Origin of the sequence: Aestuariivivens sp. NBU2969, assembly GCF_019931125.1 — a bacterium.
In the GTDB taxonomy this organism is placed as follows: Bacteria; Bacteroidota; Bacteroidia; order Flavobacteriales; family Flavobacteriaceae; genus Aestuariivivens; species Aestuariivivens marinum.
In genome coordinates, this window is record NZ_JAIOUU010000010.1 from 48,454 (window position 1) to 61,875 (window position 13,422).

Annotated in this window: 14 protein-coding genes; 8 read left to right on the top strand and 6 right to left on the bottom strand. The window is 33.6% G+C overall.

The features are described 5' to 3' along the window. Nucleotides 1-102: 102 nt before the first annotated feature. The 3 genes from K7G79_RS08890 to K7G79_RS08900 all read right to left on the bottom strand — a co-directional run bounded on the left by K7G79_RS08890 (nucleotide 103) and on the right by K7G79_RS08900 (nucleotide 2,497). Nucleotides 103-966 (bottom strand): RNA polymerase sigma factor RpoD/SigA, encoded by an 864-nt coding sequence (locus K7G79_RS08890; protein ID WP_027137161.1) that lies wholly within the window; start codon nucleotides 964-966, stop codon nucleotides 103-105. Nucleotides 967-1,058: 92 nt separating this feature from the next. Beyond that, nucleotides 1,059-1,433: a hypothetical protein gene (locus K7G79_RS08895; RefSeq protein WP_223551149.1), complete on the bottom strand. Its 375-nt coding sequence runs from the start codon at nucleotides 1,431-1,433 to the stop codon at nucleotides 1,059-1,061. 65 nt (nucleotides 1,434-1,498) lie between these two features. Then, nucleotides 1,499-2,497: a hypothetical protein gene (locus tag K7G79_RS08900; RefSeq protein ID WP_223551151.1), complete on the bottom strand. Its 999-nt coding sequence runs from the start codon at nucleotides 2,495-2,497 to the stop codon at nucleotides 1,499-1,501. 540 nt (nucleotides 2,498-3,037) lie between these two features. On the opposite strand from K7G79_RS08900, the gene K7G79_RS08905 reads away from it, so the two are divergent. The 8 genes from K7G79_RS08905 (at nucleotide 3,038) to K7G79_RS08940 (ending at nucleotide 9,462) form a co-directional block, all read left to right on the top strand. Further along, nucleotides 3,038-4,180 (top strand): AraC family transcriptional regulator, encoded by a 1,143-nt coding sequence (locus K7G79_RS08905; protein WP_223551153.1) that lies wholly within the window; start codon nucleotides 3,038-3,040, stop codon nucleotides 4,178-4,180. A gap of 115 nt (nucleotides 4,181-4,295) precedes the next feature. Then, nucleotides 4,296-4,982, top strand: a complete 687-nt coding sequence (locus K7G79_RS08910) for a DUF6134 family protein (protein WP_223551155.1) — start codon at nucleotides 4,296-4,298, stop codon at nucleotides 4,980-4,982. Beyond that, a complete protein-coding gene (locus tag K7G79_RS08915; protein WP_223551157.1) occupies nucleotides 4,979-5,656 on the top strand; it encodes a CPBP family intramembrane glutamic endopeptidase in 678 nt (225 codons plus the stop codon). Before K7G79_RS08910 ends, K7G79_RS08915 begins: the two co-directional genes overlap by 4 nt. Next, nucleotides 5,653-6,639, top strand: a complete 987-nt coding sequence (locus K7G79_RS08920; protein ID WP_223551159.1) for an NAD-dependent epimerase/dehydratase family protein — start codon at nucleotides 5,653-5,655, stop codon at nucleotides 6,637-6,639. The genes K7G79_RS08915 and K7G79_RS08920 overlap by 4 nt, the downstream gene beginning before the upstream one ends. Continuing rightward, nucleotides 6,636-7,433 carry an SDR family oxidoreductase gene (locus K7G79_RS08925; RefSeq protein ID WP_223551161.1) on the top strand — a complete coding sequence of 266 codons (798 nt, stop codon included), beginning with the start codon at nucleotides 6,636-6,638 and terminating at the stop codon, nucleotides 7,431-7,433. Before K7G79_RS08920 ends, K7G79_RS08925 begins: the two co-directional genes overlap by 4 nt. Before the next feature lie 82 nt (nucleotides 7,434-7,515). After that, entirely contained in the window at nucleotides 7,516-8,508 is a 993-nt protein-coding gene (locus K7G79_RS08930; protein ID WP_223551163.1) for an NAD-dependent epimerase/dehydratase family protein, read from the top strand. A 142-nt stretch (nucleotides 8,509-8,650) separates the two neighbouring features. Continuing rightward, nucleotides 8,651-8,926: a hypothetical protein gene (locus K7G79_RS08935; protein WP_223551164.1), complete on the top strand. Its 276-nt coding sequence runs from the start codon at nucleotides 8,651-8,653 to the stop codon at nucleotides 8,924-8,926. A 44-nt stretch (nucleotides 8,927-8,970) separates the two neighbouring features. Continuing rightward, a complete protein-coding gene (locus K7G79_RS08940) occupies nucleotides 8,971-9,462 on the top strand; it encodes a hypothetical protein (protein WP_223551166.1) in 492 nt (163 codons plus the stop codon). Between the two features lie 52 nt (nucleotides 9,463-9,514). Here the strand turns inward: K7G79_RS08940 and K7G79_RS08945 are convergent, their stop codons facing one another. From K7G79_RS08945 to accD, 3 genes are all read right to left on the bottom strand, one after another. Continuing rightward, nucleotides 9,515-11,764 carry a polyribonucleotide nucleotidyltransferase gene (locus K7G79_RS08945; RefSeq protein ID WP_223551168.1) on the bottom strand — a complete coding sequence of 750 codons (2,250 nt, stop codon included), beginning with the start codon at nucleotides 11,762-11,764 and terminating at the stop codon, nucleotides 9,515-9,517. A 211-nt stretch (nucleotides 11,765-11,975) separates the two neighbouring features. Further along, a complete protein-coding gene (gene rpsO / locus K7G79_RS08950) occupies nucleotides 11,976-12,245 on the bottom strand; it encodes a 30S ribosomal protein S15 (protein ID WP_223551278.1) in 270 nt (89 codons plus the stop codon). Nucleotides 12,246-12,443: 198 nt separating this feature from the next. Further along, a complete protein-coding gene (accD, locus tag K7G79_RS08955) occupies nucleotides 12,444-13,301 on the bottom strand; it encodes an acetyl-CoA carboxylase, carboxyltransferase subunit beta (protein WP_223551170.1) in 858 nt (285 codons plus the stop codon). Between the last annotated feature and the right edge of the window lie 121 nt (nucleotides 13,302-13,422).

Here is a 13,422-nt window from a genome sequence, read left to right on the forward strand (position 1 = left end):
AAAAATAAACCCCCGGTAATCAGCCGGGGGTCCTTTCATCAATCAAAAAACGAACAGTTATGTGAAACTGTTTGTAGCCGTAATTTAGGGGTAATTACATAATTATCCTAAATAAGTTTTTAAAATTTTGCTTCGAGAGGTGTGTTTTAAGCGGCGAATGGCTTTTTCCTTTATTTGTCTCACACGTTCCCGAGTTAAATCGAAAGTTTCTCCAATTTCTTCTAAGGTCATAGGGTGTTGGTTGCCTAAGCCAAAATATAAACGAATAACATCTGCTTCACGAGGTGTTAAGGTTTCTAAAGCACGTTCAATTTCTGTTCGCAAAGACTCGTGTAATAATTCTTTATCTGGGTTTGGAGATTCTCCACTATTTAATACATCATATAAGTTAGAGTCTTCACCTTCAACTAATGGTGCATCCATACTTACATGGCGACCAGAGTTTTTCATGGACTCCTTTACATCGTTAATGGTCATATCCAATTCCTTTGCAATTTCTTCTGCACTTGGAGGACGCTCATGGCTTTGCTCTAAAAAGGCAAAAGTTTTATTAATTTTATTAATAGATCCAATTTTGTTAAGCGGTAGACGTACAATACGGGATTGCTCGGCCAAAGCCTGAAGAATCGATTGACGTATCCACCAAACCGCATAGGAGATAAATTTAAAACCACGAGTTTCATCAAAACGTTGGGCAGCTTTAATTAAACCCAAATTACCTTCATTTATCAAATCGGGAAGGGTTAAGCCTTGGTTTTGATATTGTTTGGCTACAGAAACCACAAAACGTAGGTTAGCCTTGGTTAACTTTTCTAAAGCGACTTGGTCACCAGCTTTAATACGTTGTGCCAATTCTACTTCTTCATCAGCAGTAATTAAATCTACTTTGCCAATTTCTTGCAAATATTTGTCTAACGAAGCAGTTTCCCTGTTTGTAACCTGCTTCGTAATTTTAAGTTGTCTCATGTAATGCTATCGATATTTTATAGGGATTGCAATTCTTTTCTAGTAGTTATACGTAAGAATAACAGTAAATGTTACAAAAGATTAAAATTATTTTAAATCTTGATTAAGTTTTTGTCATTTAGATTAATGGCATCCAGCATTTCATATGTGAACTTGTAGTGTCCCCTAGTGGTGATTAATTTAAATCTATAAGATTTTAAATTACTGAGTGTATTTAAGAATAGCCATTTAGATTTTAAGAGTTTCGGTTTTTCCGATTTTAAACTCACATCAAACAGATGCTTACGGCCTTCTTTGGTCGCTACAATATCGGGGGTGACGGCAATATCACTTCCTTTTTTTAAATACGATTTAGGTGTTTCGTAACCTTCAATATCTGCTTTAATATTTTCAAAACCCTTGTTTTCTAGATAGGTTATTGAGTCTTCTAAAATGTTTGAATATTTTTCTTTATCTGTATAAACCATAACCTATAATATAACCGAAAAATGCAGAAAGTCAAGTTTTTAACAAGGTTTAACAAATAGCGCCGCTATAGAAAGGTCATTTTATCGTCCATATTAATACGTTCTTTAGCTATCGAAATCTTTTGGTGTACTTTTTTAAAGAACAATGTACGGTCTCTTTCTCCAGCAGTAGCTAATAATTTTGAATTAGACATCTGTTTTTGCAAAAACTCATACATCATATTACAGGTTTCCTTATGTTCAATTTTAAAATAGCTTAATACAGTAAAAGGGGTGAAAAAGACTTTGTTGAATGGTGTCGTTACCATTAGTGTGTTAGTAAGCATGTGTAGATCACATTTGTATAATAAGAATGTATTGTTGCTGTCAGGACTGCCTATGCTTTGGTTTATTGTTTCTTTTTCAACTTGATTTATTACTTGGTGTATGTCATCACAAATTTTTAATGCTAAATTTTTAGAAACAAGACCTGCTTCGAAATAGTAAAGGATTTGTTGCAGGGAGCCATTTATAGTATTATCACTCCATAATTCTGTTATATTGATGTTTTTGTATATTTCTCCTAAGGCAAAAGCACTATCAAGTAGTGAATCAGGGATAGTTTCCATCCAATCATCAAACGATATTTTGCTTTTGGCCATTTCGGTGTTAAGGTCTTTCAACCAAACATACATTTTATAACGTGTCAAATAAGAATCCGTTAATGTATGGAAAAGAGAAATGTCTTTGCCAGACCAAATGAAATTTGATTTTTTGATTTTAGATAAGGGAACCACATTGTTTAATGATTGCTTTAGCCACATTTCTAATCCGCTAACATCATGAATTGCGGGGGATAGTTCTGTAACTATACTATTAGAACTTCCAACCTCAAAAAGCTTGTTTAAGGAAACTTTATAATGCCTGGCCAGTTTTACGGCTTCTTCAAGAGTGATGCTGGTTTTTAGGTTGATACGCCTGTAAGCGGCATCATAACCGATGTCCAGTATACCCGCTATTTCGTCAACAAAAGACGTGTTATCTTGAGCCTTTTCCTTTAAATATTTAATAAATTGTTCTTGCATTTTTTCAAAAATTGCAAGTAGATTAAAAGTAGATTTTGTGAAAATTAAGAAAAAAAAGTGATTTTTTGTGCAAATTATGTTAACGGTTTGCGGTAATTATAAATTAATTTTACCATGTAACTTTTTAAGAGTTGTATAATCAAAGTTTAAATTAAAATAGTTAGTCATGAAAACCAAAACCTCACCTGCATCAAAAAATTTCACGAATCGATTAATAAGCATATTAGATTATTATTTATATCATATTGTTATTAATAAAGATTACAAAAAAACTCTTGCTAACGATTGTGTTCACAATCTTATTCATGAAAACCAATTAACTGCTGCATAAATCTTTGCTTAATTACATTTATGACTTTGTTTTGTTAGTGTTTTTTGGTTTTATTAATTGAAACATTAGCCGTTAAATGTGTCGTTTATACCTCCTCTTTTATTAATAAATTTCTTTCTTTTTTAGTGCTCTATGTTGATTTTAGTGGTTTTTTGTTTAAATTTAAGATTTAAAAACCACTAAAAATTATTACATAGATAGCTAATACTATGGATTTTATATCTATTGTTAATTTTTTACTTATTGCTGGAGTTGTTCAAGGGTTTGTTTTTAACCTGGTGACTTTTTTTGTAAAAAAGAAGTTTGATAAGGTTATTGTGTTTCTTAATCTAATTGTTTTTTTTATTTCGCTTAATAACCTCCAACGCTGGCTCATAGCTAATGGGTATTCTTCAGATGTATTTCTTATTAAACAATTGCTTATACCATGGTACCTGTTTATTTTGCCCATGTTTTATGCTTTTGTTGTTTATTTTCTTAAAATAGAACAAAAGGTTAACAATTACATTAAGACCTCTATTGCAATTTTTGGCATTGAGCTTATCATTAGACTTTGTTTAATTTCTTATGTTTATTACGAGGTTCCTAATCACGATGATACATTAATCTACAACTATACAAAGGTTGAAGACATTTTTAATCTGCTTTACACTATCTTCCTATTTATAAATTCAATTATAATAATTTTTAGACGCCATCATTTAATAGCTTATATTTTATCGTATGATGACTTAAATTGGTTAAAATGGTTTATTAGATTTGGTGTGATTGTTATTGGATTTTGGGCGGTAGCCTTATCAATTAAAGTGAGTACAGGGAGTGAATATGCCTATAAATTTTTAAACTTAAGCTCTTCAATATTATTGTATTGGATAGGTTATCAGGGGATGTATAAATACAATGTTCTAAAAGACCGTATTGTATTAAGGAGTTCTATTGAAACAGATAAAGTAATGATCATGCCCCAATCAACTTTACATCACTCAAGCAATGAAGATGATTTTTTTAATGACAAGCACGACAAGGATTTTAATAGAATCCAAGATCACATTATAAATAACAAGCTGTATTTGAATCCATTATTGGGTATGGAGTCTTTGGCCTCAGATTTGGGTATGAGCAAGAGCTATTTTTCAAGGCTTATTAACACTTACAGTGATTTCAATTTTTCAGATTATATAAATTCGTTACGTGTAGCCCAAGCTAAAAAGTTTTTGGCTAACGATGAGTTTAGTGAATATACCATCGTTGCCATAGGCTTAGAGTGTGGTTTCAATTCAAAGTCTACGTTTTATTCTGCATTTAAAAAATTCACCTCACAAACGCCTACCAGTTACAGAGATCAGTTTTAGTGTAATCTGTCCGAGATTATCGTTGGACATCCTAATTTCTCCCTCTTGGACTATCTTGGATAGTAATACGATTTAGAGACAATAATTTTACAACAGTAACTTAAAAACTGTTGTCATGATACCGGCGTTAATTTTATACTTCATTAGAAAACATAAAGGAACATTAAAGCCATTGTTTAAGAGTCTAATGTCCAAAAATATAGTCTTTAAGCTCTTAATTATATTAGGGCTTATTTTAATAACCTCGTCTTTTACAATACCTAGTGAAAATAAAAGTTTAAGCTATAATGTTGTTAATAATAGCAAGGTTATAGGGGTTATACATATTAATAAAAACATATCTCAAAAAGAAACAGTTTATACACTTTCCAGCAACATTAAAGCTAAATTTTTAGCAAAGTTTAATGTTGTTGGAAAAGAAAAAGCCATTTATAAAAAGGGGGTATTAGTTTATTCCTCAGTTTATAGAACACTTAACAACAAGGTAAAGGTTAACCATAGTGTCGAACTTCAAGGCAATACATATCATATAGCAACTTCAAATGAAATTAAGCCAATGTCATGTGAGAACATAAAGCATAATTTGGTCACATTTTATTTTGAAGAACCTAAGGATATCAATTCTGTTTTTTGCGATAACCAGAAAGAAATGGTACCTGTTATACCTGTTTCCGATGGGGTATATAAGGTAGAGATCTCAAAAGGGAAATATAATGTATTTCATTACAAAAAGGGGAAATGCATTAAGGTAGAAGCCGTTAGTAAGCTATTTAGTGTCACTTTAATACCTATTGCATCATGAAAGCATTAACTACAGAATGGGTATTAATAGTCATTTGTTTTGTTACATATTTTGTGATAAGCATGGTTTACAAAAGATTGGCGGTGCACAATCTTAAAAGTGCCCTAACGACAACCAACGGGTTAAGGTTTTTAAACTTAAAACACTTATTGGGAATTGTATTGTTTGGCATGTTGTCCTATACCATGATACCAGAATTAAACTATTTGGTAGATACAATTCAAGTGCCTAGAATACCTCTACTTTTGATTTTTGTCTTTATTTTCATGTTATCTGCATATGTCTCTTATTTAAGTATTAGTAAACAATTTGAAGAAGACATAGTAGGCTGTGCAGATTATGGTTTTGTCCATGCTTGGTTCTACTTTTTAATTCGTTTTACATTTTTATTGGGATATGAGTTCTTTTTTAGAGGGGTTTTGCTATTCAAGTTTTTAGAGTTTACTACGTTACCAATGGCTATATTTTATGCTACAATTCTGTATGTAGTGATCCATAGCTTCGATTCCAAAAAGGAAGTTTTAGGGGCCATCCCATTTGGGGTTGTGCTATGTCTCTTTGCATACTATACTAACAGTATATGGTATCCCTTCTTGATTCATCTAAGCCTTTCGGCTGTATATGAATGTTATTTGTTTTATCATTTAACCTTAAAAAATAATATTTTATCATGAAAATTTTAGTAACAGGGTCTACAGGGTATATTGGCCATCAATTAGCCAAAAAATTAGCAGAAAACGGATACAGCGTAATCGCGTTAGTAAGAGATATCAACTCTCCTAAAATTCCTGAGCATGAAAACATTATGCCTGTTAAAGGAGATATATGCGATTATCGATCTGTCGTAAAAGCTACTGAAGGATGTGATTATGTATTTCATACCGCTGCATACACTAACTTAAAATATAAAAAGATAGATAAATTCTATACTGCCAATGTTTTAGGAACCAAAAATATATTAGAAGCATCATTAAAAGCCGATGTTAAAAAGGTCATTTATACAAGTACCTTATCGGTTTATGGGACTTCCTATAAAAATGTTCCAATACAAGAGAACCAACCTAGATTGGTTGCGTATGCCAATGATTATGAATTGACCAAAACTATGGCAGAAGAGCTGGTGGAAATTTATACAAAAAAAGGACTTTCAACTGCTATTTTAAATGTATCCAGAGTTTATGGCCCTAGATTGGATACATTTTCCAATGGGGTTAATAGGCTTATGTTAAAAATGATAAAAAATCATCTTTTGGTTGTACCATCTAGATTGAACATTGTGACTAATTATGTTTTCATTGATGATGTGGTTAATGCCCATGTTCTGGCAATTTCAGATGAAAATGTTAGTGGTAAATATATTGTTGGTGGAGAAGATATAAGTTATCAAAAGTTATTTGAAACCATTAAAAGAAAGGCTAAAAGTAAAATAAAAATAATTTCTGTGCCTTATCATTTTGTGAAGGCTTGCTTGTCTTTACTAAATGGAATATCTTTTCTTATTGGATTATCTTTTGGAATTACCCCAAAACTGTTAGATGTTCTTTTTCAAAATAGATTGGCGAGCTCTAATCGTGCCATTAACCAATTGGGCTATACCATTACGCCTTTTAAGATTGGGGTAGAAAGAACAATTAATTTTTTAAAGTTGTCATTATGAAATCTTATGCTTTAATAACAGGGGCAAGTCAAGGTTTTGGAAAGACTTTGGCCTTAGAGATGGCTAGTAGAGAAATAAATTTAATATTACTCGCACTACCAAATTCTGGATTACCACAACTATCCAATTTTATTAAACAGAACATGAATGTAGATGTTCGTTATCTGGAATTGGACTTGAGCCTTGTTGAAAATTGCTATGCCGTTAAAAATTATATTCGGGATAATAACCTTCAAATACAATATTTGGTGAACAATGCAGGTGTACTCAGTAGAGGTTTTTTTGAGGATTTGGAAGACGATTTTGTTTTAAAGCAAATAGCGGTAAATATAACAGCTCCAACACTACTTATTAAGTTGTTGTTGCCCAATATGAAATCTGTTAACAAACCAGCCATTTTAAATATAAGTAGTATGGCCAGCTTTTTTGCATTGCCAAAAAAACAAGTGTATGGTGCAACAAAGGCTTACTTAACCTCATTTTCAAAGAGTTTGGCAAAGGAGCTTAGGAAAAATGGTATTTCGGTGACCATTATTTGCCCAGGTGGATTAAATACAACTACAAGGCTGTGCTATCAAAACCGAATTTTAAGTTGGATACCACGTAAGTCTGTCCTAAATCCTGAAGATGCTGCAAAAGTAGCTATTAATGCCATGTTAAAGAGAAAACCATTGGTTGTTCCAGGGTTTATTAATAAGCTTCTATTAGCTTTGGATAAACTGTTGCCAGAGTTTGTGAAAGATAAATTATCAAATAGAGAGATCAATAAATTTCCTGAAACCAATGTAATTTGAAGTTATGTTAGCTGTTATGAATAGAATTTTGGTTTGTGTCAGTATTATTTAAAGGTCAGTTATAGATTAAATGAAAGTTCAAATGGAATCTAGATCAAAAATTTTAGTAACTGGTGCCAATGGTTTGCTAGGGATGAACACTGTTTTGGAATTATTAAACCAAGGGTTTTTAGTTAAGGCATTTGTAAGAGACCCTAAAAATTGTTTACGTCTTAATCATGATAATTTGGAATATTTTGTTGGAGATATTACTACTGTTGAAAATTTAGAAAAAGCCATGATAGAATCCCAATTTGTAATACATATAGCAGCATTGGTAGATCCAAAGCTTGTTGATTATAATGCATTCCATAGGGTGAATGTACAAGCAACAAAATACGTAGTTGAAGCGGCTATAAAGTGCAAGGTTAAAAAGCTAATTTATGTTAGTACGTCGAACGTGTTTGGATATGGGTCTATAGACGACTTAGGAAATGAGCTAAAACCAATGATGACGCCTTTTAATAAAATGCCATATGCCATTTCTAAGTTTCATGCACAACAGTATGTTTTGTCAAAATCAGATGTGTTAGACGTAACTGTTGTCAATCCTACTTTTATGATTGGTGCATACGATAGTAAGCCGAGTTCAGGTAGAATAATTCTCAACTGCATGTATAAACGTATAGTACTGTGCCCACCAGGAGGGAAAAATTTTGTTTGCGTTAAGGATGTTTCAAAAGGAATAGTAAACACAATTCAATATGGTAAAAGTGGAGAGGCGTATGTTTTGGCCAATGAAAACTTAAGCTTTTATGAGTTTTACAAAAAAGTGAGGAGTCATGTAAAAATATACTTTCGTATTATCAAACTGCCAAATTGGTTGTTACATGCTATAGGATATGTAGGTAGTTTGATTAGATTGCTTAGGATTAAAACTTCGATTTCTATAGAAAATGTTAGAACCCTAAGTGTTAATAATTATTATTCTAATGATAAAGCAAGAGAAGAGTTATTTATGAAGTTTACCCCTATAGATGAGGGTATTCATGATGCAGTTGTATGGTTTGAAAGGAAAAATAAAGTGGACAAATAGATTAAAAAGATGCTTTTTATTAAGAATCAAGTCCGAGATTATCGTTGGACATCCTAATTCCTCTATGGTATAAGTTATCGGACATAAGAACTGTTTTTTGAACTGATATTTGGAGTGTTAATCCATTCTAAATGTCTGAATTATGAAAACTTCAAAAAACAATTCCACTCCAATAATTCTTTTCTGGTTTGTTCCCAGTATCTCACAGATTAAAGTGTATAAAGACAATTGTAATTTGCTCCAAAAAGCAAGCTCTAATTTAAACTCTGTTCGGATAATTAAAACTAATAATGAAACCTTAACTTTTAAAAAAATAGTATTGGAGTCTGAACGGTTTTATGGGTTGAAAAAGATAAAAGGCGAAATCAAAAAAATGATATTAAATGTTGATGCCATTAAAATGGTTGTGTTATTGTAAGATGTTTAAGTAAGATTAAAGTATAATTTCTAAATAGTATAAAAATGAAAACAGGTAAGGAGTTATTAAAAATTTTGTGCATTTGGTTTGTGCTAAGCTTCGGGATTAGTGTTTTTGCTCAAAAGACTTCAAATTCAAAATCTACTTTTTTAAGGGTGTATAATTTGGAAGGGAAAAAGATTAACAAAGGTAAAATGGTTTTTGCCAACGATTCTATTCTGACTTTAAATCGTAATGGCAATAAGGTTGAAATAAAGTTCAATGACATTGGAAAAATAAAGACCAAACGCTCTGGAGGGCATAATGTTTTGATAGGTTCATTGGCAGGATTTTCGCTAGGGGCAATAGGAGGTGTTGCCACTTCTGACGGATGGTTATGGACAGCAGAAGAAGGAGCCTATGCTGGAGGGCTATTAGGTGCGGCAGGAGGAGCTGCAATAGGAGGTGTTACAGCTGGATTTAAAGAATCTGAAACCTATATAATCAATGGGGATATTGTTAAATGGAAGATTTTTAAGGAACAGATAGTGAAATAGTGATATAAAAACAAACCCCAACTTAAAATTGGGGTTTGTTTTGTAGTAAGAATTAATCTTCTTTCTTATCGCCTCTAGGCCTTCTATCGTCGCGACGATTGTCGCGATTACGATTGTCTCTGCCACGATTGTCACGATTACCTCTGTTATTGTCTCTTGGAGGACGTGGTTGCCAACCCTCAGGTTTTGGTAAAATCGCTTTACGCGAAACTTTTTCCTTGCGAGTTTTTGGGTCAACACCAAAATACTTAACGTCGAAAATATCACCAAGATTTACCACATCGGTAACATTTTCTGTGCGTTCCCAAGCCAATTCACTTACGTGAAGTAGGACTTCATTTCCAGGAGCCTCAGTATATTCTACAACAGCACCAAAGTCAAGTAGTTTAATGACTTTAACCTCGTAAATACTGCCAACCTCTGGTTTAAAGGTTAATGATTCAATCGCCGCTAAAACTTTGTCTATGCCTTCTTGGTCATTACCTAAAATTTCAACGATACCTTCTCCGGTAACAGGGTCTTCGTTAATTACAATAGTGGTATTGGTTGTTTTTTGTAATTCCTGAATCACTTTTCCACCAGGGCCAATAAAAGCACCAATAAGATCATTTGGTAAAGTAGCTGTAATCATCTTAGGTGCATGAGCTTTTACCTCAGTATTAGGTGTAGCTATTGTATCGGTTAATTTTTCTAAAATGTGTAAACGGCCATCGCGAGCTTGTATTAGTGCTTTTACTAAAATCTCGTAACTTAATCCTTTTACTTTAATGTCCATTTGACAAGCCGTTATACCATCTGCAGTACCAGTTACTTTAAAGTCCATGTCGCCTAAGTGGTCTTCATCTCCCAAAATATCTGAAAGTACGGCATATTTACCGCTTTCTGTGTCGGTGATTAATCCCATAGCAATACCTGAAACAGGTTTCTTTAGTTGTACACCGGCATCCATAAGAGCCATGGTACCAGAACATACAGTTGCCATAGAGGATGAGCCGTTACTTTCCAAAACTTCAGAAACGACACGAACAGTATAAGGACAATCTTTGGGAACCATACCTTTTAAAGCACGTTGCGCTAAGTTACCATGGCCTACTTCACGACGTGATGTACCTCTTATTGGTCTTGCTTCACCTGTTGAAAATGGAGGGAAGTTGTAATGTAAATAGAAACGCTCTTCGCCTTCAAAAGATGGCATGTCAATCATGTTAGCCTCTCTAGATGTTCCTAATGTAACGGTAGCTAAGGCTTGGGTTTCACCACGTGTAAAAATAGCTGAACCGTGAGTAGATGGTAAATAATCTATTTCACACCATATAGGTCTAATTTCAGTTGTTTTACGTCCGTCTAAACGTAAACCTTCGTTTAAGGTTAAATCCCTTACTGCAGATTTTTCAGCTTTGCTGTAATATTTAGAAATTAAACCGCCAAATCCTTCTTGTTCCTCTTCAGAAAAGCTAGCGATAATTTCTTCTTTTATTTCAGCAAATGCAGCTCCACGTTCTTTCTTAGAAGACCCTGCTTTAGCTACAGCATACACTTTATCGTATGCCATATCATGAATTTTCTTTGCTAATGTTTCATCTTCAGGTTCTGGTTCATATTCACGAGTTTCCTTTTTTCCAATGGCTTCAGCTAATTTCACTTGCGCCTCGCATTGTACTTTAATGGCTTCGTGTGCAAATTTGATGGCTTCAGTCATTTCTTCTTCAGAAACTTCATCCATTTCGCCTTCAACCATCATAACAGAATCTGAACTTGCACCGATAACCATATCGATGTCAGATTCAGCTAATTGAGATATTGAAGGATTAATAATAAACTCGCCGTTAATACGACCAACACGAACTTCTGATATAGGAGTTTCAAAAGGAATATCACTTAATTGAATTGCTGCCGAAGCTGCTAAACCAGCCATGGCATCTGGCATTACGTTTTCGTCATGTGACATTAATTGTATCATCACTTGGGTTTCTGCATGATAGTCTTTTGGGAATAACGGACGTAACACACGGTCTACTAAACGCATGGTTAATACTTCGCCATCACTAGGCCTTGCTTCTCTTTTAAAGAACCCTCCTGGATACCGTCCCGCAGCAGCAAACTTTTCTCTGTAATCTACGGTTAACGGTAAAAAGTCGACGTCTGATTGATTGTAATTGGAAACAACAGTACATAATAGCATACAGTTTCCAGATTGCACGACAACGCTACCATGCGCTTGTTTAGCTAGTTTTCCGGTTTCGATAGAAATTTCCCTACCGTCTCCAAGGTCTATGACCTCTTTAAATGTTTGTGGAATCATAATTTTTAATTCTAATTCTGGTTAAATTAAATATGCACCAGAACGATGTTAAACAATGGTCGTTGTGTTGTTGTGTGTAGTTGTTGTGTATGACCAATGAAAAACCTTTAGTCCTGAATTTATTTCAGGATCCAGCTTCTTATTTACGTTTTTTTGACTCTTACGATTGAGTTTTTATTAAACAAAAAGAGGCTGTAAAAGCCTCTTTTTGTTATTTTCTTAATCCTAATTCTTTTACTATGGCACGATATCTTAAGATATCCTTCTTAGTTAAGTAATCTAGTAGGGAACGACGCTTACCTACCAATTTTACTAACGAACGTTCTGTATTAAAATCTTTTCGATTCTTTTTTAAGTGCTCGGTTAGGTGATTAATTCTAAGCGTAAATAACGCTATTTGAGCTTCGGCAGTACCAGTGTCAGTTTTACTTTTACCGTGTTTAGCGAAGATCTCTTCTTTTACTTCTTTAGTTAAATACATGCTAATATTATTGTAAATGATTGTTATGTATACGAAAGCCTTTCTTTCGAGCGGCAAATATACGCTTTTTTATTGATTTACAAATCTTTTAAGTAATTGTTCTTAATGGGTAAGTATGTGTGGTTTTAACCCCTTTCTTAATAAGCATTAACTATACACTTTACAACTAGCCGGAAAACCATTTATTATTGTTTTGTGTTAGGCTCTTAACGGCTGATTTGTAATTAAATCGATATACTGGTTTATCTTATTTTTTAATTCTTTTCTTTGAGATATAAAATCCAAGAAACCATGCTCTAATAAAAATTCTGAAGTTTGGAAGCCTTCAGGCAGTTCCTTGCCTGTAGTGTCCTTTACAACACGAGGTCCAGCAAATCCAATTAATGCTCCTGGTTCTGCAATGTTAATATCGCCCAACATAGCAAACGATGCTGTAGTGCCTCCTGTAGTTGGGTCTGTGCATAATGAGATATAAGGAATTCCAGCTTCGGCTAATTGCGCCAATTTAACTGAGGTTTTAGCCAATTGCATTAAAGATAAAGCAGCTTCCATCATACGGGCCCCTCCAGATTTAGAGATAATCATAAATGGAATATTGTGTTTTAGGGAATAATCGGCTGCACGCACTATTTTTTCACCCACAACACTTCCCATCGAGCCTCCAATAAAGCCAAAGTCCATACAAGCTATCACTAAATCCTTGCCTTTAGATTTACCCACAGCACAACGTATAGCATCTTTTAAGTTGGTTTTATCCTGAGCTGCCTTTAAGCGTTCTGGATATTTTTTGGTGTCTTCAAACTTTAAGGGGTCTTTAGACTCCAAGGAGGCATCAAGCTCTTTAAATTCATTATTGTCGAAAAGTATTTGAAAATACTCTTTACTTCCAATCCTTACATGGTAGCCATCTTCTGGGCTTACGTAAAAGTTTTGTTCTAACTCTTTAGTGTCTACTATTTTTCCAGTAGGGGACTTATACCATAACCCTTTTGGGGTGTCTTTCTTTTCTTCGGTAGAAGTTTGTATACCCTTATCTTTTCTTTTAAACCAAGCCATATTGATTTACATTTTTAAATCCTTATTGCGGTGCTCAGGATGGTTCGTTGGATTATTATTTATAACAATTTTGTATTAAACCTAGACCACAAAATTAAACCTTTATTTTAATTTCGGGTAA

Coding starts and splice junctions, on each gene's coding strand:
- rpsO (WP_223551278.1), bottom strand. CDS start 12,245: ATGTATTTAACTAAAGAAGTAAAAGAAGAGATCTTCGCTAAACACGGT.
- K7G79_RS08920 (WP_223551159.1), top strand. CDS start 5,653: ATGAAAATTTTAGTAACAGGGTCTACAGGGTATATTGGCCATCAATTA.
- K7G79_RS08945 (WP_223551168.1), bottom strand. CDS start 11,764: ATGATTCCACAAACATTTAAAGAGGTCATAGACCTTGGAGACGGTAGG.
- K7G79_RS08900 (WP_223551151.1), bottom strand. CDS start 2,497: ATGCAAGAACAATTTATTAAATATTTAAAGGAAAAGGCTCAAGATAAC.
- K7G79_RS08895 (WP_223551149.1), bottom strand. CDS start 1,433: ATGGTTTATACAGATAAAGAAAAATATTCAAACATTTTAGAAGACTCA.
- K7G79_RS08905 (WP_223551153.1), top strand. CDS start 3,038: ATGGATTTTATATCTATTGTTAATTTTTTACTTATTGCTGGAGTTGTT.
- accD (WP_223551170.1), bottom strand. CDS start 13,301: ATGGCTTGGTTTAAAAGAAAAGATAAGGGTATACAAACTTCTACCGAA.
- K7G79_RS08925 (WP_223551161.1), top strand. CDS start 6,636: ATGAAATCTTATGCTTTAATAACAGGGGCAAGTCAAGGTTTTGGAAAG.
- K7G79_RS08930 (WP_223551163.1), top strand. CDS start 7,516: ATGGAATCTAGATCAAAAATTTTAGTAACTGGTGCCAATGGTTTGCTA.
- K7G79_RS08910 (WP_223551155.1), top strand. CDS start 4,296: ATGATACCGGCGTTAATTTTATACTTCATTAGAAAACATAAAGGAACA.
- K7G79_RS08915 (WP_223551157.1), top strand. CDS start 4,979: ATGAAAGCATTAACTACAGAATGGGTATTAATAGTCATTTGTTTTGTT.
- K7G79_RS08940 (WP_223551166.1), top strand. CDS start 8,971: ATGAAAACAGGTAAGGAGTTATTAAAAATTTTGTGCATTTGGTTTGTG.
- K7G79_RS08935 (WP_223551164.1), top strand. CDS start 8,651: ATGAAAACTTCAAAAAACAATTCCACTCCAATAATTCTTTTCTGGTTT.
- K7G79_RS08890 (WP_027137161.1), bottom strand. CDS start 966: ATGAGACAACTTAAAATTACGAAGCAGGTTACAAACAGGGAAACTGCT.